The 20,384-nt window shown below is 64.6% G+C and carries 17 protein-coding genes; 12 read left to right on the top strand and 5 right to left on the bottom strand.

Annotation, left to right across the window (positions count from 1 at the left end; all coding sequences use genetic code 11):
• Positions 1 to 39: 39 nt before the first annotated feature.
• The 3 genes from RAD16_RS31560 to RAD16_RS31550 all read right to left on the bottom strand — a co-directional run bounded on the left by RAD16_RS31560 (position 40) and on the right by RAD16_RS31550 (position 5,190).
• Entirely contained in the window at positions 40 to 1,227 is a 1,188-nt protein-coding gene (locus tag RAD16_RS31560) for an acetyl-CoA C-acyltransferase (RefSeq protein WP_458161724.1), read from the bottom strand.
• Positions 1,224 to 2,900, bottom strand: a complete 1,677-nt coding sequence (gene pimA / locus RAD16_RS31555) for a dicarboxylate--CoA ligase PimA (protein ID WP_458161722.1) — start codon at positions 2,898 to 2,900, stop codon at positions 1,224 to 1,226. Before pimA ends, RAD16_RS31560 begins: the two co-directional genes overlap by 4 nt.
• Before the next feature lie 193 nt (positions 2,901 to 3,093).
• Positions 3,094 to 5,190 carry a 3-hydroxyacyl-CoA dehydrogenase NAD-binding domain-containing protein gene (locus RAD16_RS31550; protein ID WP_458161721.1) on the bottom strand — a complete coding sequence of 699 codons (2,097 nt, stop codon included), beginning with the start codon at positions 5,188 to 5,190 and terminating at the stop codon, positions 3,094 to 3,096.
• A gap of 130 nt (positions 5,191 to 5,320) precedes the next feature.
• Here RAD16_RS31550 and RAD16_RS31545 point away from each other — a divergent pair, with 130 nt between their 5' ends.
• The 9 genes from RAD16_RS31545 to RAD16_RS31505 all read left to right on the top strand — a co-directional run bounded on the left by RAD16_RS31545 (position 5,321) and on the right by RAD16_RS31505 (position 15,249).
• Positions 5,321 to 6,187, top strand: a complete 867-nt coding sequence (locus tag RAD16_RS31545) for an IclR family transcriptional regulator (RefSeq protein WP_458161824.1) — start codon at positions 5,321 to 5,323, stop codon at positions 6,185 to 6,187.
• A gap of 66 nt (positions 6,188 to 6,253) precedes the next feature.
• Positions 6,254 to 7,051, top strand: coding sequence for an ABC transporter ATP-binding protein (locus RAD16_RS31540; RefSeq protein WP_458161720.1), 798 nt, complete (start codon positions 6,254 to 6,256; stop codon positions 7,049 to 7,051).
• Positions 7,048 to 7,761 (top strand): ABC transporter ATP-binding protein, encoded by a 714-nt coding sequence (locus RAD16_RS31535; protein WP_063686830.1) that lies wholly within the window; start codon positions 7,048 to 7,050, stop codon positions 7,759 to 7,761. Before RAD16_RS31540 ends, RAD16_RS31535 begins: the two co-directional genes overlap by 4 nt.
• A gap of 13 nt (positions 7,762 to 7,774) precedes the next feature.
• The gene (locus RAD16_RS31530) at positions 7,775 to 8,653 is read left to right on the top strand and encodes a branched-chain amino acid ABC transporter permease (RefSeq protein ID WP_458161719.1); all 879 of its coding nucleotides are present in this window, start codon (positions 7,775 to 7,777) and stop codon (positions 8,651 to 8,653) included.
• Between the two features lie 2 nt (positions 8,654 to 8,655).
• Positions 8,656 to 9,675 (top strand): branched-chain amino acid ABC transporter permease, encoded by a 1,020-nt coding sequence (locus RAD16_RS31525; protein WP_458161718.1) that lies wholly within the window; start codon positions 8,656 to 8,658, stop codon positions 9,673 to 9,675.
• Positions 9,676 to 9,706: 31 nt separating this feature from the next.
• Positions 9,707 to 10,936, top strand: a complete 1,230-nt coding sequence (locus tag RAD16_RS31520) for an ABC transporter substrate-binding protein (protein WP_458161717.1) — start codon at positions 9,707 to 9,709, stop codon at positions 10,934 to 10,936.
• A gap of 139 nt (positions 10,937 to 11,075) precedes the next feature.
• On the top strand, positions 11,076 to 12,302 hold the full coding sequence (locus RAD16_RS31515; RefSeq protein ID WP_458161716.1) for an ABC transporter substrate-binding protein: 1,227 nt from the start codon (positions 11,076 to 11,078) through the stop codon (positions 12,300 to 12,302).
• 242 nt (positions 12,303 to 12,544) lie between these two features.
• Entirely contained in the window at positions 12,545 to 13,774 is a 1,230-nt protein-coding gene (locus tag RAD16_RS31510; RefSeq protein WP_458161715.1) for an ABC transporter substrate-binding protein, read from the top strand.
• 191 nt (positions 13,775 to 13,965) lie between these two features.
• Positions 13,966 to 15,249: a glycerate kinase type-2 family protein gene (locus RAD16_RS31505; protein WP_458161714.1), complete on the top strand. Its 1,284-nt coding sequence runs from the start codon at positions 13,966 to 13,968 to the stop codon at positions 15,247 to 15,249.
• Between the two features lie 124 nt (positions 15,250 to 15,373).
• Here RAD16_RS31505 and RAD16_RS31500 read toward each other — a convergent pair whose 3' ends face one another.
• Entirely contained in the window at positions 15,374 to 15,895 is a 522-nt protein-coding gene (locus tag RAD16_RS31500) for a MarR family winged helix-turn-helix transcriptional regulator (RefSeq protein ID WP_458161713.1), read from the bottom strand.
• A 173-nt stretch (positions 15,896 to 16,068) separates the two neighbouring features.
• Here RAD16_RS31500 and RAD16_RS31495 point away from each other — a divergent pair, with 173 nt between their 5' ends.
• From RAD16_RS31495 to RAD16_RS31485, 3 genes are read left to right on the top strand one after another with little or no spacing between them, the layout of a single operon-like run.
• Positions 16,069 to 17,109, top strand: coding sequence for a branched-chain amino acid ABC transporter permease (locus tag RAD16_RS31495; RefSeq protein ID WP_458161712.1), 1,041 nt, complete (start codon positions 16,069 to 16,071; stop codon positions 17,107 to 17,109).
• A gap of 4 nt (positions 17,110 to 17,113) precedes the next feature.
• Positions 17,114 to 18,883 (top strand): branched-chain amino acid ABC transporter ATP-binding protein/permease, encoded by a 1,770-nt coding sequence (locus RAD16_RS31490; RefSeq protein WP_458161711.1) that lies wholly within the window; start codon positions 17,114 to 17,116, stop codon positions 18,881 to 18,883.
• Positions 18,880 to 19,611, top strand: coding sequence for an ABC transporter ATP-binding protein (locus RAD16_RS31485; RefSeq protein WP_458161710.1), 732 nt, complete (start codon positions 18,880 to 18,882; stop codon positions 19,609 to 19,611). The genes RAD16_RS31490 and RAD16_RS31485 overlap by 4 nt, the downstream gene beginning before the upstream one ends.
• 118 nt (positions 19,612 to 19,729) lie before the next feature.
• Here the strand turns inward: RAD16_RS31485 and RAD16_RS31480 are convergent, their stop codons facing one another.
• The gene (locus tag RAD16_RS31480) at positions 19,730 to 20,350 is read right to left on the bottom strand and encodes a pyridoxamine 5'-phosphate oxidase family protein (protein WP_458161709.1); all 621 of its coding nucleotides are present in this window, start codon (positions 20,348 to 20,350) and stop codon (positions 19,730 to 19,732) included.
• Positions 20,351 to 20,384 lie beyond the last annotated feature (34 nt).

Raw genomic sequence — 20,384 nt, 5'->3', positions numbered from 1 at the left:
TTCTTATCGTCGTCCCGGCGAGGCCGGGACGACCGTGAACTACTGCAACACCTCGAACAAGCCGGCCGCGCCCATGCCACCGCCGACGCACATGGTGACGACCGCATACTTGGCCTTGCGGCGGCGGCCTTCGATCAGAGCGTGGCCGGTCAGGCGCGCGCCCGACATGCCGTAGGGATGGCCGACCGAGATCGCGCCGCCATTGACGTTGATCTTGTCAGGATCGATGCCGAGCTTGTCGCGGCAATACAGCACCTGCACCGCGAAGGCTTCGTTGAGCTCCCAGAGGCCGATGTCGTCGACGGTGAGGCCGTGGCGCTTGAGCAGGCGCGGCACGGCGAAGACCGGGCCGATGCCCATCTCGTCCGGCTCGCAGCCGGCTGAGACGAAGCCGCGGAAGATGCCGAGCGGCTTGAGGCCGCGCCTGGACGCTTCCTTGTCGCTCATGATCACCGAGGCGCTGGCGCCGTCGGAGAGCTGGCTGGCATTGCCGGCGGTGATGGCGAAACCTTCGCCGCGCACCGGCTTGAGGCCGGCAAGGCCTTCGATCGTGGTCTCGGGGCGCGGGCCCTCGTCCTGCGACAGCGTCACTTCCTTCATCGACACCGCGCCCGTCGCCTTGTCGGTGACCGCCATCTGCGTCGTGATCGGCGCGAGCTCGTCCTTGAACTTGCCGCCCTGCTGCGCGGCCGCGGTGCGGCGCTGGCTCTCGAGCGAATACTCATCCTGCTTCTCGCGCGAGATGCCATAGCGCTTGGCGACGATTTCGGCGGTGTCGATCATGGGCATGTAGACCTCGCCCTTGATCTTGAGCAGCGCCGGGTCCTGGGCGTGGAAGCCGTTCATCTTGTCGTTCTGCACAAGCGAGATCGACTCGCCGCCGCCGCCGACCGCGATCTCGACGCCGTCGAAGATCACCGAGCGCGCGGCGAGCGCGATCGCCTGGAGGCCCGAGGCGCACTGGCGGTCAATGGTGGTGCCGGCGACGGTCACGGGAAGGCCGGCGCGGAGCAACGCCTTGCGGGCAATGTTGCCGCCGGTCGCACCCTGCTGGAGGGCTGCGCCCATCACGACGTCCTCGATCTCCTTCGGATCGACCTTTGCACGCGCGACGGCTTCGCCGATGGCGTGGCCGAGCAGCGTGGTGCCCTCGGTGGCGTTGAGCATGCCGCGATAGGCCTTGCCGATCGGCGTGCGGGCAGTGGAAACGATGACGGCGTCGGTCAAGAACGACCTCCTGGTTGGGTGGATTGTGATGGCTTCTGCTGCTGGCGCAATTCGTGGCGCGAGAGCTTTCCGACCGGCGTGCGCGGCAGATCCTCGACGAACTCGACCGCCGCCGGCAATTCGTGCTTGCCGACCTTGCCGGTGAGCTGCGCGCGCAGCTCATCGAGCGAGAACGGCTTGGCGTCCGGCTTCAGCTTGATGAAGGCTTTCGCGGCCTCACCGCGATACTGGTCGGGAATGCCGAGCACGATCACCTCGTGCACACCAGGAATGGTGTAGATCGCCTGCTCGATCATCTGCGGATAGACGTTGAAGCCGCCGGAGATGATCATGTCCTTCTTGCGATCGACCAGGAAGAAATAGCCATCGGTGTCGACATAGCCGATGTCGCCGGTGAGGAAGCGGCCGTCGATGAAGGCCTCCGCGGATCCCGCCGGCTTATTCCAGTAGCCCTTGGTGACATTCGGGCCCTTGATGCGGATCTCGCCGACTTCGCCCGGCGGCAGCACCTTTGTTGGATCTTCCAGCGACACCACATCGAGCTCGATGCCCGGCAGCATCAGGCCGATCGAGCCGGGCTTATCAGGACCGACAGGCGGATGGCCGGTGCCGGGCGAGCAGGTCTCGGTCATGCCCCAGCCGCTCTTCAGCTTCTTGCCGACCTTGCGCTCGAAGAAGCTCGCGACCTCCACCGGCAGCGGCGCGCCGCCGGAGCCGATGGCGTTGAGCGAGGAGAAGTCGCGCTTGTCGAGATCAGGCAGCGCGGCAATCGCGATCCACATCGTCGGCACGCCCGGGAAATAGGTCGCGCGCTTGACCTCGATGTCGCGCATCACCGCTTCGACGTCGAAACGCTGGTGGATCGAGATCAGATTGCCGCGGCTGAGCGAGGACAGCAGAACGACGGTGAGCGCGTAGATGTGGAACAGCGGCAGCACGCAGACCACACGCTCGATCACGTCGCCGCGCGCCGCACGGTTCGGCTTGCCCCAGACGTCGTAGATCGAGACGGCCGAGGAGAGATTGCCGTGCGTCAGCATGGCGCCCTTGGGCAGGCCGGTGGTGCCGCCGGTATATTGCAGCAGCGCGACGTCGTCGGCGGTCACGCTCGGCCATTGCGCAGGTGCCGTGGCGCCCTCGACGAAGGTCTTGAAGGTGACGATGCGGGGATCGCTGGGGATCGGCGCCTGCGGCGTGCCGACCTTGCCCCAATTGTCGTCCTCGCAGACGACGAGGCGATCGATCAGCCCCTTCTCCAGGAATTTCAGCGCGGTCGGCAGCAGCGCGGCGAGGTTCGAGGTGACCAGCAGGCGCGAGCCGGAGTCGGAAACCTTGTGGGTCAGCGCGATCTCGCCGTCGAGCGGCGACAGATGCGCGACGCGGGCGCCGGCCTTGAGTACCCCGAAGAAATTGACGGGATGGTCCGGCGTGTTGCCGAGCAACAGCGCGACGGAGGTGTTCTTGCCGCAGCCGGCGCGCAGGAACGCCGCCGCCGCGCGGCTGGCCATGGCGGCGAGCTCGGTATAGGTGATCGGGCGATCGCGGAATTCCAGCGCGGTGCGCGGGCCGTAGTCGGCGGCGGCTTTCGACAAGAGGTCAGGCAGCGAGCCCTGGGCGATGGTGTCGTCCCAGTGCACGCCCTCGGGGTAAAACTGTTCGCCGGGATGGGTCATTAACGGTCGATACTCTGGAAAGCGGTCGTGACGGTGTCGTGTGAGGTTGGCAGGGGCGCTCGGGCTCCCTTCCCCCTTGTGGGGAAGGGTTGGGGAAGGGGGTGCCACGAACGCTGGCGTCGCTTGGGGCTACCCCCCTCCCTAACCCTCCCCCACAAGGGGGGAGGGAATTGAGAGAGTGTACCAGCGGCCATCAAGCCGCTTTCGACTCGGCCGCCAGCGAGGCGAACGTCTTGCCTTCGGCCGCGAGCTTCTTCAGCAGCGGGGCGGGCTCGAGGCTCGGGTCGTTGGTCTCCTTGGCGTAGAAGGCCAGGCGATCGGCGATGTGCTTGAGGCCGACGGTGTCGGCCCAGAACATCGGGCCGCCGCGGTAGATCGGCCAGCCGTAACCATAGAGCCAGACCACGTCGATGTCGGAAGGACGCGCCGCGATGCCCTCTTCGAGGATCTTCGCGCCCTCATTGATCATCGGGTACATCATGCGCTCGAGGATCTCGTCGTCGCTGACGACGCGCTTCTTGCGGCCGAGGCGGAGCAGCGTCTCGTCGATCAGCTTCTCGACCTCCGGATCGGGCAGCGGCGCGCGCGAGCCCTGCTCGTACTTGTAGTAGCCCTTGCCGGTCTTCTGGCCAAAGCGGCCGGCTTCGCAGAGCGCGTCCGCGATCTCCGACTTGATGCCGCGGTCCTTGCGCGAGCGCCAACCGATATCGAGGCCGGCGAGGTCACCCATCGCGAACGGTCCCATCGGCATGCCGAATTTGGTGACGACGGCATCGACCTGCTGCGGCAAGGCGCCTTCGAACAGCAACTTTTCCGACTGCTTGCCGCGCTGCGCCAGCATGCGGTTGCCGACGAAGCCGTCGCAGACGCCGACCACGGCCGGCACCTTGGCAATCTTGCGCGCGACGCTCACCGCGGTGACCAGCGCATCCGGCGCAGTCTTGTCGGCGCGCACGATCTCGCACAGCTTCATGACGTTGGCCGGCGAGAAGAAGTGCATGCCGAGCACGTCCTGCGGACGCTTGGTCGCCTTCGCGATCTCGTCGATGTTGAGATAGGAGGTGTTGGAGGCGAGCACGGCGCCCTGCTTGACGTACTGGTCGAGCTTGCCGAACACTTCCTTCTTCACCGCCATGGTCTCGAACACGGCTTCGATGACGAGGTCGGCATCGCCGACATTCTCGATGCCGACGACGCCGTTGATCAGCGCCATGCGCTTGGCGGGCGCATCAGCCGGGATGCCGCCGCGCGCAGCGGTCGCCTCCCAGTTCTTCTGCATGATGCCCATGCCGCGCTTGAGCTGTTCCTCGCCGGTCTCGATCAGGGTGACGGGGATGCCGGCATTGGCGAAGGACATCGCGATACCGCCGCCCATGGTGCCGGCGCCGAGAATGGCAACGCGGTTAACGGGGCGCGACTTGGTGCCTTCGGGAACGCCCGCGATCTTGTTGGCCTCGCGCTCGGCGAAGAAGGCGTAGCGCTGGGCCTTGGACTGGTCGCTGGCGACGAGCTTGAGGAAACCCTCGCGCTCCTTCTTCAGACCTTCGTCGAACGGCAGGTCGATCGCCGCACCGACGGCGTCGGCCGCGGCGAACGGCGCTTCCAGGCCGCGCGACTTCTTGGTCATGGCGGCGACCGCATTGGTGAAGATCGAACGATCGGCCTTGGCGGCTGCGATCTTGGAATCGTCGTCGCGCAGACGGCGCAGCGGGCGCTTCTCCGCGATCAGCTTGCGGACGAAAGCCTCGCCACCGGCGGCCGGGCCTTCGACGATCTCCTCGATCAGGCCGTTCTTCAACGCTTCCGCCGCACCGATCGGATCACCGCCGACGATCATCTTGACCGCGAGTTCCGGACCGACCGCGCGCGGCAGGCGCTGGGTGCCGCCGGCGCCGGGCAGCAGGCCCAGCTTCACTTCGGGCAGGCCGAGCTTGGCCTCTTTGACCGCCACACGATAATGACAGGCGAGCGCGACCTCGAGACCGCCGCCAAGCGCGGTGCCGTGGATGGCGGCAACGATCGGCTTCGGCGAATTCTCCATTTCGGCCAGCACTTCGTTCAGGCCGGGCGGCTTCGGCGGCTTGCCGAATTCGGTGATATCGGCACCGGCGATGAAGGTGCGGCCGGCGCAGGTCAGCACGATGCCCTTGATCGCGGGATCGGCGATGGCGGCCTTCATGCACTCCAGAATACCACCACGGACGGCGGCACTCAGCGCATTGACCGGAGGGCTATTCACCGTGACGATCCCGACTTCGTCATGACGCTCAAGCTTGACCACTTCGCTCACGGTTTCCCTCCTTGGTGGGGATTTACTTTTGTTCGATTTCGCGGTGCGGAATTTAATTCCGCATCTTGACGGCAGGGTTATTTTGAAGCACGGACGTTGTCAACGACTCCGCGCAAGAAGCAGATCAGGGATGAAGCGTACAGGAAAGAAGACTGCGACTGATCGGAATTTCGTCGTCGCGCTTTCCCGCGGACTGGATGTATTGCGCGCATTCCAACCCAATGACGGCCTGCTCGGCAATCAGGAGATTGCGGCCCGCACCAATCTGCCGAAACCGACGGTTTCGCGGCTGACCTATACGCTGACCAAGCTCGGCTATCTGACGCCGGTTCCCCGTTTCGAGAAATACCAGCTCGCGCCCGCCGCGATGTCGCTCGGCTATGCCGCGCTCGCCAATCTCGGCGTTCGGCATTTGTCCGAGCCGTTCCGCGAGGATGTGATGCGCGCGACCGGCGGCGCCGTTGCCGTCGGCGGCCGCGACCGTCACAGCATGATCTATTTCGGGCAAAGCCGCGGCAGCGAGACGGTTGGCGTTCAACTCGACGTCGGCTCCCGCGTGCCGATTGCAACCAGCGCGATGGGACGCGCCTATTTCTGGGCGCTCGACGACGAGGATCGCGCGGAACTGTCGCGTCTATTGCGCGAACATTACGGCAGCCGCTGGCCGAAGATGCGCGATGGACTGGAACGCTCCGGCGAGACCGTCGCGAAACACGGTTTCGCGATCTCCGTCGGCGACTGGCACGACGACATCGGCGCCGCCGGCGTTGCGCTCAGGCTCAACGACGGAACCGGACCTTACGCATTCAATTGCGGCGCGCCCGCATTCCGTTTCACGGAAGAGCGATTGATCAACGACATTGGACCGCGTCTGCTCGCGATGGTAAGGAACATCGAGGCGGCGCTCGGGGGTCTGATGCCGCATTCAAAAAAAGAAGTCAGCAAAAAGCTGAAATCAGGAGGAAAAGTTGCGCGTGTGGCCGAGGGGTTCAGATAGCCTTTGTCTTCACCGGGAGCGGTTCGCATCGCCCCGTCGCCCACTGAACGGTGTGGGCGAGACGAGATGACGCAGGCACAGCTCGCGCGGGGCACATCGCCCCTGCTCGCGGTTCGCGACGTCAGCGTCGTGTTCGGCGGCATCGTCGCGCTCAACGGCGTGTCCTTTGACATGCACAAGGGCCAGATCCTCGGCTTGATCGGCCCCAACGGCGCCGGCAAGACCACGCTCTTCAACTGTCTCTCGCGGCTCTATCAGCCGTCGTCCGGCGACATCCTGATGGAAGGCGCCAGCATCCTGACGCGGCCGCCGCACCGCATCGCCGAGATCGGCATCGGCCGCACCTTCCAGAACGTGGCGCTGTTCCCGAACCTGTCGGTGATGGACAATGTCCGCGTCGGCACGCATGCGCGCACTTCCAGCGACATCATCAGCGATTCGCTGCGCCTCGCCTGGATCCGCCGCAGCGAGACCGACGTGAACAAGAAGGTGCACGAGATCCTCGCCTATCTCGACCTCGATGACGTCGCCCACACGGTCGTGTCCGGCCTGCCCTTCGGCACGCAGAAGCGCGTCGAGCTGGCGCGCGCGCTGGCGGCCGATCCGAAGATCCTGTTGCTCGACGAGCCCGCCGGCGGCCTCAACCACGAGGAAGTCTACGTGCTCGGCGACCTCATCCGCAAAATCCGCGACGAGCGCCACATGACGGTGCTGCTGGTCGAGCACCACATGGGCCTCGTGATGTCGATCGCCGACCACGTCGTCGCGCTGAATTTCGGCAAGAAGCTCGCGGAAGGCACCCCTAGCCAAGTGCAGGCGGACCCCGACGTCATCAAGGCCTATCTCGGGAGCAAGGACCAATGACTGTTCTGCTCAACGTCAAGGACCTGCGCGCCTATTACGGCCAGGTCCAGGCGCTCCATGGCCTGTCCTTCTCGCTCAACGAGGGATCGCTGACGACGCTGCTGGGCGCCAACGGCGCCGGCAAGACCACCACGCTGCGCGCGATCTGCAACATGGTGCGCTCGACCGGCGGCATCGAGTTCGACGGCAAGCCGCTGAACAACCGCTCCACCGAAAGCATCGTGCGGTTCGGCATCGCCCATGTGCCGCAGGGCCGCGGCACCTTCACCACCATGACGGTTGAAGAAAATCTTCAGCTCGGCGCCATCACCCGCAAGGACAGCGCCGGCATCGTCTCCGACATCGAGCGCATGTATGCGCATTTCCCGGTGCTGAAGCAGCGCCACACCCAGCAGGCCGGCACGCTCTCCGGCGGCGAGCAGCAGATGCTCGCGGTCGCCCGCGCGCTGATGCTGCGGCCGCGGCTGATGCTGCTCGACGAGCCCTCCTTCGGCCTCGCGCCGCTCGTCGTGCGCGACCTGTTCGGCATTCTCGGCAAGATCAACCGCGAGGACAAGGTGTCGATCCTGGTGGTCGAGCAGAACGCCCAGCTCGCGCTCGAGCTCGCCGACCAGGCCTATGTGATCGAGACCGGCCGCATCGTGATGTCGGGCAATGCCAAGGACATCGCGAACAACGAAGAAATCCGCAAATCCTATCTGGGTTACTGAGGGAGCCGGGACAATGGAGCTGTTCACCAACCAGGTCCTGGCCGGCATCGCCACGGGCGCGATCTACGCCTGCATGGCGCTCGCCGTGGTCATGATCTACCAGGCCATCGACCATCTCAACTTCGCGCAGGGCGAGATGGCGATGTTCTCGACCTTCATCTCGTGGCAGCTGATGCAGTGGGGCGTGTCCTATTGGGCCGCCTTCGTGATCACGCTGATCTTCTCCTTCATCGCCGGCATCGCGATCGAGCGCATCCTGTTCAAGCCGCTCGCCAAGGCGCCGGTGCTGACCAACGTCGCCGGCTTCATCGCGCTGTACGCGATCATCAACTCCTCGGCCGGCCTGCTCTGGGACTTCACCATCAAGCAGTACCCGACCCCGTTCGGCTCCGCGCCGTTCCTGGGCAGCCAGCTGATCTCGACCCACCAGGCCGGCATGATCGGCGTCACCGTGCTGCTGCTGCTGGGCCTGTATTTCTTCTTCCAGTACACAAGGATCGGCCTTGCGATGCGCGCGGCCGCCTCGGTGCCTGAATCGGCCCGGCTCGTCGGCATCAACACGAGCTGGATGATCGCGCTCGGCTGGGGCATGGCGACCGCGATCGGCTCGATCGCGGGCATGCTGATCGCCCCGGTCGTGTTCCTCGAGCCCAACATGATGGGCGGCGTGCTGATCTACGGCTTTGCCGCGGCGGTGCTCGGCGGGCTGACCAGCCCGTTCGGCGCCGTGGTCGGCGGCTTCCTGGTCGGCATCTTCGAGAACCTCGCCGGCACCTACATCCCCGGCGTCGGCAACGAGCTGAAGCTCCCGATCGCGCTCGCGCTGATCATCTCCGTCCTGGTCGTCAAACCCGCCGGCCTGTTCGGCCGGCACATCGTCAAGCGAGTTTGATCATGAGCGCTGCAGAAGAAGTCGTTGCAGAGGGCCACCAGGCGGTCGAGGCCGTTCCGAAGCGGGCCATGACGCTGGGCACCGGCACCTCGCTGGTGGTGCTCGCCGCGCTGCTGATCGCGCCCGTCTTCGTCAAGAACTTCATCATCTTCCAGATGACGATGCTCCTGATCTACGGGCTCGCGGTGCTGGCGCTGAACATCCTGACCGGCGGAAGCGGCCAGTTCTCGCTCGGCCAGAGCGCGTTCTACGCGGTCGGCGCCTATACGACCGCGGTGCTGATGGAGCACTTCAACGTCAATTACGCGCTGACCCTGCCGGTCGCCGGCGTGGTCTGTTTCGGCTTCGGCTTCCTGTTCGGGCAGCCCGCGCTGCGGCTCTCCGGCGTCTATCTGGCGCTGGCGACCTTCGCGCTCGCGACCGCGATGCCGCAGCTCCTGAAGCTGAACTTCCTCGAGCACTGGACCGGCGGCGTGCAGGGCCTCGTCGTCACCAAGCCGGACGCGCCGTTCGGCCTGCCGATGTCGCAGGACATGTGGCTGTATTACTTCACGCTCGTCGTCGTGCTCGCGATCTACATCTTCTCGGTGAACCTGCTGCGTTCCCGCTCGGGCCGCGCCTTCATGGCGATCCGCGACAACGAGATCGCAGCCTCGGCCATGGGCGTCGACGTCGCGCTCTACAAGACGCTGGCGTTCGGCGTATCCGCCGCCATCACCGGCATCGCCGGCTCGCTCGGCGCCATCGCGGTGCAATTCGTTGCGCCCGACAGCTACACCATCACGCTCGCGATCTCGCTGTTCCTCGGCATGGTCGTCGGCGGCGTGGGCTGGCTGCCCGGCTCGATCGTCGGCGCCGCCTTCATCATCTTCGTGCCGAACCTCGCCGAGGGCATCTCGAAGGGCCTCTCCGGGGCGGTGTTCGGCGTGCTCCTGTTCGCCGTCATCTACCTCGTGCCGCACGGCGCAAGGCAAGTCGCAATCCTGGGCCAGCAACTCGCCGGAAAGCTCAGAAAAAACTGAAAACCACTATCTTAAGGAAGGAGATTTCGTTTTGTTTCTCGCAAGAATACTGCGAACCACCGCGCTCGTAACGGCGGTCGCGACCCTCACCTCCGGCGCAGCACTCGCTCAGAAGAAATACGACACCGGCGCGACCGATACCGAGATCAAGATCGGCAACATCATGCCGTACAGCGGTCCGGCGTCGGCCTATGGCATCATCGGCAAGACCGAAGAAGCCTATTTCAAGATGATCAACGACAAGGGCGGCATCAACGGCCGCAAGATCAACTTCGTCACCTATGACGACGCCTATTCGCCGCCGAAGGCCGTGGAGCAGGTCCGCAAGCTCGTCGAGAGCGACGAGGTGCTGGCCGTGTACAATCCGCTCGGCACGCCCTCGAACACCGCGATCCAGAAGTACCTGAACGCCAAGAAGATCCCGCAGCTGTTCGTGGCGACCGGCGCCACCAAGTGGAACGACCCGAAGAACTTCCCCTGGACCATGGGCTGGCAGCCCTCCTACCAGAGCGAAGCGCAGATCTACGCGAAATGGCTGATGAAGGAAAAGCCGAACGCCAAGGTCGCGATCCTCTACCAGAACGACGATTTCGGCAAAGACTACCTCAAGGGTACCAAGGACGGTCTCGGCGCCAAGGGCGCGTCGATGATCATCATGGAAGAGAGCTATGAGATCTCCGAGCCGTCGATCGACGGCCACATCGTCAAGATCAAGGCCGCCAATCCCGACGTGCTGCTGATCTACGCGACGCCGAAGTTCGCCGCGCAAACCATCAAGAAGACCGCCGAGCTGAGCTGGAAGCCACTCCAGATCCTCACCAACGTGTCGATCTCGGTCGGCAGCGTGATGAAGCCGGCCGGCTTCGAGGCCTCGCAGGACGTGCTGTCGGCGGCCTATGCCAAGGACTCCACCGACCCGCAGTGGAACAACGATCCCGGCATGAAGAGGTGGAACGAGTTCGTCGACAAGTACATGCCCGGCGCCGACAAGACCGATACCGGCATGGTCTACGGCTATGGTGCCGCCTCGACCCTCGCCAAGACGCTGGAAATGTGCGGTGACGACCTCACCCGCGCCAACCTGATGAAGCAGGCCGCGAGCCTGAAGGACTTTGCACCGGACACCCTGCTGCCCGGCGTCAAAATCAACACCAGCGCCACCGACTTCGCCCCAATCTCGCAGCTCCAGATGCAGCGCTTCAAGGGCGAGAAGTGGGAACTGTTCGGCGAGATCATCAGCGGTGACGTCGCCGCCGATTGACGCGCTGACGTCATAGTCCAAGATAGCTCAAGCCTCGTCCGAAAGGACAAAGCCCCCGCGGACGACCGCGGGGGCTTTTTGTTGACGTCGCCCGTCAATCTTGTTCAATGCGGCCGATCCAGTCCGGGGTAGGAGAACAATGATCGCCGTTCGTTTTCAGGTTGTGGCCCTTTCGGCCGCACTCGCATTGTGCACTGCGATGACCGGCGAGGTGCTGGCGCAGAAGAAATACGATACCGGCGCGACCGATACCGAGATCAAGGTCGGCAACATCATGCCCTATAGCGGCCCGGCCTCCGCCTATGCGGTGATCGGCAAGGCCGAGGAAGCCTATTTCAACAAGATCAACGCCGAGGGCGGCATCAACGGCCGCAAGGTCAAGTTCATCTCGTACGACGATGCGTATTCGCCGCCGAAGACGGTGGAGCAGGCGCGCAAGCTGGTCGAAAGCGACGGCGTGCTCTTGATCTTCGGCTCGCTCGGCACCTCCACCAACGGCGCCATCCGCAAATACATGAACGAGAAGAAGGTGCCGCAATTGTTCGTGGCGAGCGGCGCCTCGAAATGGAACGACCCCAAGCAATATCCGTGGACCATGGGCTGGCAACCGAGCTACGCCAGCGAGGCGCGCATCTACGCCAAGTACATCATGAAGGAGAAGCCGGACGGCAAGATCGCCGTGCTCTACCAGAACGACGATTTCGGCAAGGACTACCTGAAGGGGCTCAAGGACGGCCTCGGGCCCAAGGCGTCGATGATCGTGCTGGAAGACGGCTACGACACTTCCGAGCCCGCGATCGACGAGCATGTCGTGAAGCTGAAAGCTTCGGGGGCCGACGTTTTCATCAGCATCACCACGCCGAAATTCGCAGCGCAAGCGATCAAGAAGGCGGCCGAGATCAACTGGCATCCGGTCCACATCATCTCCAACGTCTCGGCCTCGGTCGGCGGCGTGCTGGAGCCGGCAGGAGTCGAGATCTCGCAAGGCATCCTCTCGGCGAGCTACACCAAGGACGGCTCCGATCCGCAATGGAACGCCGATGACGGCATGAAGAGGTTCTATAACTTCCTCGCGCAATTCGATCCGAAGGCCAACAAGCTCGATGCCGGCGTGGTGTTCGGTTATGCCGCAGCGCAGACCATGGTGAAGGTGCTGCAGATGTGCGGCGACGACCTCACCCGCGAGAACGTCATGAGGCAAGCCGCGAGCCTGAAGAATTTCGCGCCCGACACGCTCTTGCCCGGCATCAAGATCAACACCGCACCCGACAATTTCGCCCCGATCGAGCAGCTCCAGATGATGCGGTTCAAGGGCCGGAAATGGGAGCTGTTCGGCGACATCATCTCGAGCGATCTCAGCCACTGAGCCGGCGCAACCCAAAATCGCCCGGCATGCTTTAGGCAACTAAAGACAGTCGCGCTCTTTCGCACCCGCACAAGCGTCCGCGCCCAATCCCTGACTACTAAAGGAGCAGCCCCTGCGCCGCCGTCGCCGGGGCTTTCTGTTGAAGGCCTGGGGTAAATCGTATTGAATTGCGGCCACGTCGCCAAAAACAATCAAGGCAAGAAAAGGAGACGTACACACACCAAGAAAATAGGGAGATAGGAATGCCCGCTGTCACCGGCAAACTTGCGGCCGCGTCACTGGCGCTCGCGCTCATTGCAGCCTCGACCTCCATCGCATCGGCCCAGAAGAAATACGATACCGGCGCGACCGACACCGAGATCAAGATCGGCAACATCATGCCCTACAGCGGACCGGCCTCCGCCTACGGCATCATCGGGCGGACCGAAACCGCCTATTTCAAGAAGATCAACGAGGAGGGCGGCATCAACGGCCGCAAGATCAACTACATCAGCTACGACGATGCGTACTCGCCGCCGAAGACGGTTGAGCAGGCACGCAAGCTGGTCGAGAGCGACGAGGTGCTGTTTATCTTCAACTCGCTCGGCACGCCGCCGAACTCGGCGATCCAGAAATACATGAACTCGAAGAAGGTGCCGCAGCTGTTCGTCGCCACCGGCGCCACCAAGTGGAACGATCCGCAGAACTTCCCGTGGACCATGGGCTGGCAGCCGAACTACCAGAGCGAGACGCAGATCTATGCGAAGTGGCTGCTCAAGAACAAGCCGGACGCCAAGATCGCGGTGCTCTACCAGAACGACGATTACGGCAAGGACTATCTGAAGGGCCTGAAGGACGGCCTGGGATCGAAGGCCGCCTCGATGATCGCGATCGAGGAGAGCTATGAGACCTCCGAGCCGACCATCGACAACCACATCGTCAAGCTGAAATCGACCGGCGCCGACGTGTTCATGAACATCACCACGCCGAAATTCGCGGCGCAGGCGATCAAGAAGAACGCCGAGATCGGCTGGAAGCCACTGCACTTCCTCAACAACGTCTCGGCCTCGGTCGGCAGCGTGATGAAGCCCGCCGGTTTCGAGAACGGCCAGGACATCATCTCGGCCGATTATCTTAAGGACGTGTCGGATCCGGAGTGGAACAACGATGCCGGCATGAAGGAGTTTCTCGCCTTCATGACCAAGTACTTCCCGGAGGGCGACAAGCTCGACAAGGGCACCATCGTCGGCTACGCCGTGGCGCAGACGCTGGTCCAGGTGCTGAAGCAGTGCGGTGATAATCTCACGCGCGAGAACATCATGAAGCAGGCGGCGAGCCTCAAGGATTTCCGCACCGAGGCGTTGCTGCCGGGCATCCAGATCAACACCGGCCCGAACGACTTTGCACCGATCAGCCAGCTCCGGCTCGAACGGTTCAAGGGCGAGCGCTGGGAACTGTTCGGCGACGTCATCAGCGCCGACGCCGGCGGCTAGCCCGATCGGAGTGCGACGTAACAAGCCCCCTGCGAGATGATCGCAGGGGGCTTTGCCATCAGCTGATTATCATCACGCGATTGCACAATCGAATGATGGTAAAGCCTGCTTACGCTTTTGCGCCCGATGCGCTAGGCATGTGACCCGGCGCATTTGCCGCAAGCTTGTCCCGTCCGCCGAAGGCCTTCGTCATGACCGATCGACGCCCCCTGCTCCGCGCGCTCTACGACGCCGCTGTTGCCGCCGCCCATCCCAACACGATTCTGGCGCCGCACTTACGCCCCCTGCCCAAGGGGCGCGTGATCTGCCTTGCCGCCGGCAAGGGCGCGGGCGCGATGGCCGCGGCCGCGGAGCGGCATTATCTCGACACGCTGGGGCTCGCGCCGGAGCGGCTGGTCGGCATCGCCACCACCCGCCACGGCTATGGCGTGCCGACGCGCCGCATCCGCGTGGTCGAGGCCGGTCATCCCGTGCCTGATGAGGCGGGCCTCAAGGGCGCCGCTGACACGCTCGCGCTCGCAGGCGAGGCCGGACCTGACGATCTGCTGCTGGTGCTGCTCACCGGCGGCGGCTCGGCGAACTGGATCGCGCCGGTGGACGGCATCAGCTTTGCGCAGAAGCAGGCGGTCAACAAGGCATTGCTGCGCTCGGGTGCGCCGATCGGCGAGATGAATGTGGTGCGCAAGCATCTGTCGCGGATCAAGGGCGGCCGTCTCGCGCGCGCCGGCAGGAATGCCGCCGAGATCGTGACGCTCGCGATCTCCGACGTGCCGCATGACGATCCCTCCGCGATCGCCTCCGGCCCCACCGTGCCAGATCCGACCACGCTGGCTGACGCGCGCGCCATCGTCGCGAAGTACAAGCTTGCGATCGATGACGCCGTGCGTCGCGCGCTCGACGATCCCGCCAATGAAAGCGCCAAGCCCGGCGATGCCGCCTTCGCGCGCGCGCATTTCGAATTGATCGCACGGCCCAAGCAGTCGCTCGACGCGGCGGTGAGGCTCGCCAAGGAGGCCGGCTACGAGACCATCGATCTTGGCGCCGATCTCGAGGGCGAGGCGCGCGAGGTCGCGGCCAGTCATGCCAAGCTGGCGCTGCAGGCGCGCGCGCAAGGCAAGCGCCTCGCGATCCTCTCCGGCGGCGAGCTCACGGTCACCGTGCGCGGCAATGGCCGCGGCGGCCCGAACCAGGAATACGCGCTGGCGCTGGCGGAGCTGTTGAAGGACACGCCCGACATTTCCGCGCTCGCCGGCGACACCGACGGCGCCGATGGCGGCGCCGGCCACCCCACCGACCCCGCCGGGGCGCTGATCGACGCAGCGACGTTTGCCAAGATGAAGGCGCAGGGGCTTCAGCCGCAGGCGTATCTGGACAACAACGACGCGACCACGTTCTTCGAGGCGACGGGGGATCTCTTGCAGCCCGGCCCGACGCTGACGAACGTGAACGATATTCGCGTGATTTTGGTGGATTGAGAGGGCGCTAGTTCCACCAGCGTCATTGCGAGGAGCGCAGCGACGAAGCAATCCAGACTGCCTCCGCGGAAAGATTCTGGATTGCTTCGCTGCGCTCGCAATGACGGGAGGTGACAGCCGCCCCTCAAAACTCGTTCGCGATCTTCGACAGCATCCCGATCAGCGCTTCGCGGTTGGCCTGGCCGAGCAGATCGTTCAGCCGCGACTCGTGCTTGGTGGCGACGAGTTTTTTTGCGCGGGTCAGGACGGCCTTGCCCTTGTCGGTCAAGACCAGGATGTGCGAGCGACGGTCGTTGGTGGAGCGGATCCGCGCGCAAAGGTCGCGGCTCTCTAAGTTGTCGAGCAAGGCCACGAAATTCGGACGGAGGATGCCGAGGGTGGAGGCGACCTCGGTCTGGTTACGGCCGGGGTTCTTCTCGACCAGCAGCAGCACCGAGAACTGCGCCGGCGTCAGCTGGAGCGAGGCCATGCAGCGCAGAAAGTTCTCGAACACCTTCAGCTGCGCACGCTTCAGGACATAGCCGAGCTGTTCGGAGAGCTCGCCGAGCTGGAGGGCTTCAGACTGCGCCTCGGCTGCGTCCTTGCGGCCCTTGGCCGCCTCGCCGGACTTTTCGGAAGACTTTTCAGCGGTTTTGGAAACGGTCATCGCCTCGTGCTCGTAATCCCGCTAAATTCGGGACGGGTCGCCCGCCACCCTTGAGATTATATTTGATAATTGTTATGGACCATATCAAATATCGTCAGCGTTTTTCAATGGCTGTGAGCGGACCGTCCACCACAATCGGGGGGACTGGTCCGGATTAGGGGGAGCGTCCGGTCTTGAATACCACCATCATGCTGTTCCTGGTGCAGGACGGCATCACCAATGGCGCGATCTACGCGCTACTCGGGCTGGCGCTGGTGCTGGTGTTCGCCGTCACCCGCGTGATCCTGATTCCCCAGGGCGAATTCGTCACCTATGGCGCGCTGACCTATGCCTCGCTGGCCGCAGGCCAGATGCCGGGCACGGCCAAGCTCGCACTGGCGCTGGGCATCGGCGCCTTCGCCTTCGACCTGTTCACGGCGCGCAAGGCGCTGCATGCGCGACTGATCGTGCGCAGCTTCATCGCCAACATCGTGCTGCCGGCCATCGTGCTGGCGCTCACCATCTATTTTGCCGCGCAGAAGCCGCCGGTCGCGGTCTGTATCGCGCTGTCGCTGGTGATCGTGGCGATGATCGGCCTCTATCTCTACCGCATCGCGTTCCAGCCGCTCGCACACACCTCCGTGCTGGTGCTGCTGATTGCGTCGGTCGGCGTCCACCTCGCGCTGCAGGGCCTCGGCCTGCTGTTCTTCGGCGCCGAAGGCCAGCGCGGTCCCGCTGTGCTGTCCGGCGCCTTCACCGCCGGCGCGTTGCGCTTCACCGGCCAAAGCATCACCGTCTACGCCATCACCATCGCCTTCATCGTCGGGCTCTGGCTGTTCTTCGGCCTGACGCTCTACGGCAAGGCGCTGCGCGCGACCGCCGTGAATCGGCTCGGCGCGCGGCTTGTCGGCATCCGCACCACGCTGTCGGGGCAGATTGCCTTCCTGCTGGCCTCCAGCATCGGCGCGCTGTCGGGCATCATGATCGTGCCGATCACGACGCTCTATTACGACTCGGGCTTCCTGATCGGCCTGAAGGGCTTTGTCGCCGCGATCATCGGCGGCCTCGTCAGCTACCCCCTCACCGCCGTCGCGGCGCTGGTCGTCGGCATCGTCGAGGCGTTCTCGTCCTTCTATGCCTCCAACTACAAGGAAGTGATCGTCTTCATGCTGCTGATCCCCGTGCTGCTGCTGCGCTCGCTCGCCGCGCCCGCGGTCGAGGAAGAGAAGGACTGAGCGCATGCAGAGCCGGCTTCCCATTCTCGTCTTCGCGCTGGTCATGGCGGCGATCCCGTTCGTCCCCGGCATGCCGCCGTTCTGGATCGTGCTGCTCGACAATATCGGCCTCGCCGCGCTGGTCGCGATGGGCCTCGTACTGCTGACCGGCGTCGGCGGCCTCACCTCTTTTGGTCAGGCCGCCTTCGTCGGCTTCGGCGCCTACACCACGGCGGTGCTGTCGACGGCCTATGGCCTGTCGCCCTGGCTGACGCTGCCGCTGTCGCTCCTGGTCAGCGGATCGCTGGCGGTGCTGCTCGGGCTGATCACGGTCCGCCTCTCCGGCCATTATCTGCCGCTCGGTACGCTCGCCTGGGGGCTCGGCCTGTTCTACCTCTTCAGCAAGCTGGAGTTCTTGGGGAGAAACGACGGCATCTCGGCGATCCCGCCGCTGTCGATCGGCACGTTCAAGATGCTCTCGCCCGGCTCGATCTATTACGCGATCTGGGTCGCCGTGATCCTCTCGGCGCTGCTGACGATGAACCTGCTGGACTCCCGCACCGGCCGCGCCATCCGCGCGCTGCGCCGCGGCCATGTCGCGGCCGAGGCCTTCGGCGTGCACACGCCGCGGGCGAAGATGCTTGTGTTCATCCATGCTGCCGTGCTCGCCGGCCTTTCCGGCTGGCTCTACGCCCATCTCCAGCGCGCGGTGAACCCGACGCCGTTCGGCGCGCAGGCCGGCATCGAATATCTCTTCATCGCGGTGGTCGGCGGCGCCGGCTATGTCTGGGGCGGCGTGCTGGGCGCGGCGATCGTCGTGGTGCTGAAAGAGGTGCTGCAAAGCTATCTGCCGCTGATCCTGCCCGGCTCCGGCCAGGTCGAGACCATCGTGTTCGGCATCATGCTGGTGGCGCTGCTGCAGCTCGCGCCCGGCGGCGTCTGGCCCTGGCTGATGTCGCTCCTGCCCGAGCGCACCGGCGGCAAGAAGCCCGATACCTCGCTGAAGCTGGAACAGCGCGCCCGTTCGGCCGGCGAGGCCAACATCCTGCTCCACGTCGAGAAGGCGCGAAAGCAATTCGGCGGCGTGGTCGCGGTCAACAACGTGTCCTTCGACGTCCAGGCCAAGGAGATCGTCGCCCTGATCGGGCCGAACGGCGCCGGCAAGAGCACCACGTTCAATTTGATCACCGGCGTGCTGTCGGCCACATCTGGCTCGATCTCCGTGCTCGGCAAGAAGGTCGACAACGCGCCGCCGCAGGAGATCGTCAAGCTCGGTATCAGCAGGACCTTTCAGCACGTGAAGCTGGTCCCTGATATGACCGTGCTGGAGAACGTCGCGATCGGCGCGCATCTGCGCGGCCATTCCGGCTCGATCTCCTCGATGCTGCGGCTCGACCGCGCCGACGAGGCCAAGCTGCTCGCCGAAGCCGCGCGCCAGATCGAGCGCGTCGGCCTTGCCGAGCAGATGCATCAGCTCGCCGGCTCGCTCTCGCTCGGCCAGCAGCGCATCGTCGAGATCGCGCGTGCGCTGTGCGTCGATCCGATGCTGCTGCTGCTCGACGAGCCGGCCGCCGGCCTGCGCCACATGGAGAAGCAGCGGCTCGCCGCGCTCCTGCGCGAGCTGCGCGACGGCGGCATGTCCGTGCTTCTGGTCGAGCACGACATGGGCTTTGTGATGAATCTGGCCGACCGCATCGTCGTGCTCGATTTCGGCACCAAGATCGCGGAAGGCACGCCCGCCACGATCAAGACCAATCCCGAAGTGATCAAGGCCTATCTCGGAGTGGCGGCATGAGCGCGCTGTTGTCCGTCACCGACGCGCATGTCGCCTATGGCAAGGTCGAGGCCGTGCGCTCGGTCTCGCTCGAGGTCGGCGCCAACCAGATCGTCACCATCGTCGGCGCCAACGGCGCCGGCAAGACCACGCTGCTCTCGGCCATCATGGGCATTCTGCCGCTGAAGGGCCGCGTCACCTTTGCCGGGCAGGATCTCGCCCGGCTCGACATCGAGGACCGCGTCGCGATGGGCCTCGGCCTCGTGCCGGAGCACCGCGAATTGTTCGTGACCATGAATGTCGAGGACAATCTCGAGCTCGGCGCCTTCCGCATCGAGCGAAGCAAGGCAAAGGCTTCGATGGAGCGCGTCTACACGCTGTTCCCCCGCCTGAAGGAGCGCCGCAAGCAGTTCGCCGGCACGCTCTCCGGCGGCGAGCAGCAGATGCTCGCGATGGGCCGCGCGCTGATGGGCGAGCCAAAGCTTCTGATGCTGGACGAGCCGAGCCTGGGCCTCGCCCCTATCATCGTCGCCGACATCTTCCGCATCGTCACCGAGCTGCGCGCCAGCGGCGTCTCGGTGCTGCTGGTCGAGCAGAACGCGCAGGCCGCGCTGAAGATCGCTGACCAGGCCTATGTGATGGAGCTCGGCGAATTCGTGCTGAGCGGCAAGGCCAGCGATGTCGCGGCAAACGAGCGGGTGGCGGCGAGCTATCTGGGATTTCAGCACGAGGGTGCTAGCGCGATTTGATGTCGCATTCCTCGTCATTGCGAGCGAAGCGAAGCAATCCAGAATCTATCCGCGGTGGCAGTCTGGATTGCTTCGTCGCTTCGCTCCTCGCAATGACGATCTGGATAGAGCGCGTCACTCAACCCGCTGCCTTCCCCTTCAACGCCGCAACTTCCGCCTCCAGCTCCGCGATCCGCTGGTCCCGCGTCGCCAGCGCTGCCGCCACATCGCCCGCGTCGAACTTCTGCGGAATATGCTGCGGGCAGTTGGTGTCCCACGCTGCGATCTTGAACAGGATAACCTGCTCCGGCCGGGCGCGGTAGCCCTTTGGCATCAGGGCCGTCGTCATCGCCTCGTCGTCCTCGACCACCCGCGCCTCGCCCCAGATCTTCACGCGGCGGCGATGGGCATAGTCCATGACGAAGATGTAGGCCTTGGGGTTCTCGGACAGGTTTCCCTGGGTGATGTATTGCCGGTTGCCGGAATAGTCGGTGAAGGCCAGCGTCTGCTTGTCCAGCACCTTCAAAAACCCCTTCGGGCCGCCGCGGTGCTGGATGTAGGGCTGGCCATCGGCCGAGGCGGTCGCAAAGTAGAAGCTGTTGGCGTCGGCCAGGAACGCCGCGAGGTTCTCGTCGACCTCGGTGCGCCATCCCCGCTGCTCGGCATGGGCATAGCCTTCGCGCGATCCCTTTCGGGTCTGGATCGATTTCACCGCCGGCGAGAAGGCAACATCGCTGGCATAGGTGTGTACGGCAGTCATCGGAAGATCTCCTGAAAATTCCGGCGCATTGCTG

The sequence above is a fragment of the Bradyrhizobium sp. 18BD genome (genome assembly GCF_054185225.1).
The sequence above is the reverse complement of the archived record's forward strand: the minus strand, read 5'-3'. Positions and strand labels throughout refer to the sequence as shown.

What these genes read in the sequence shown, in the direction of transcription:
- RAD16_RS31515 (WP_458161716.1), top strand. Translation starts at nt 11,076, where the DNA reads ATGATCGCCGTTCGTTTTCAGGTTGTGGCCCTTTCGGCCGCACTCGCA.
- RAD16_RS31510 (WP_458161715.1), top strand. Translation starts at nt 12,545, where the DNA reads ATGCCCGCTGTCACCGGCAAACTTGCGGCCGCGTCACTGGCGCTCGCG.
- RAD16_RS31525 (WP_458161718.1), top strand. Translation starts at nt 8,656, where the DNA reads ATGAGCGCTGCAGAAGAAGTCGTTGCAGAGGGCCACCAGGCGGTCGAG.
- RAD16_RS31545 (WP_458161824.1), top strand. Translation starts at nt 5,321, where the DNA reads ATGAAGCGTACAGGAAAGAAGACTGCGACTGATCGGAATTTCGTCGTC.
- RAD16_RS31490 (WP_458161711.1), top strand. Translation starts at nt 17,114, where the DNA reads ATGCAGAGCCGGCTTCCCATTCTCGTCTTCGCGCTGGTCATGGCGGCG.
- RAD16_RS31535 (WP_063686830.1), top strand. Translation starts at nt 7,048, where the DNA reads ATGACTGTTCTGCTCAACGTCAAGGACCTGCGCGCCTATTACGGCCAG.
- RAD16_RS31485 (WP_458161710.1), top strand. Translation starts at nt 18,880, where the DNA reads ATGAGCGCGCTGTTGTCCGTCACCGACGCGCATGTCGCCTATGGCAAG.
- RAD16_RS31540 (WP_458161720.1), top strand. Translation starts at nt 6,254, where the DNA reads ATGACGCAGGCACAGCTCGCGCGGGGCACATCGCCCCTGCTCGCGGTT.
- pimA (WP_458161722.1), bottom strand. Translation starts at nt 2,900, where the DNA reads ATGACCCATCCCGGCGAACAGTTTTACCCCGAGGGCGTGCACTGGGAC.
- RAD16_RS31530 (WP_458161719.1), top strand. Translation starts at nt 7,775, where the DNA reads ATGGAGCTGTTCACCAACCAGGTCCTGGCCGGCATCGCCACGGGCGCG.
- RAD16_RS31480 (WP_458161709.1), bottom strand. Translation starts at nt 20,350, where the DNA reads ATGACTGCCGTACACACCTATGCCAGCGATGTTGCCTTCTCGCCGGCG.
- RAD16_RS31505 (WP_458161714.1), top strand. Translation starts at nt 13,966, where the DNA reads ATGACCGATCGACGCCCCCTGCTCCGCGCGCTCTACGACGCCGCTGTT.
- RAD16_RS31500 (WP_458161713.1), bottom strand. Translation starts at nt 15,895, where the DNA reads ATGACCGTTTCCAAAACCGCTGAAAAGTCTTCCGAAAAGTCCGGCGAG.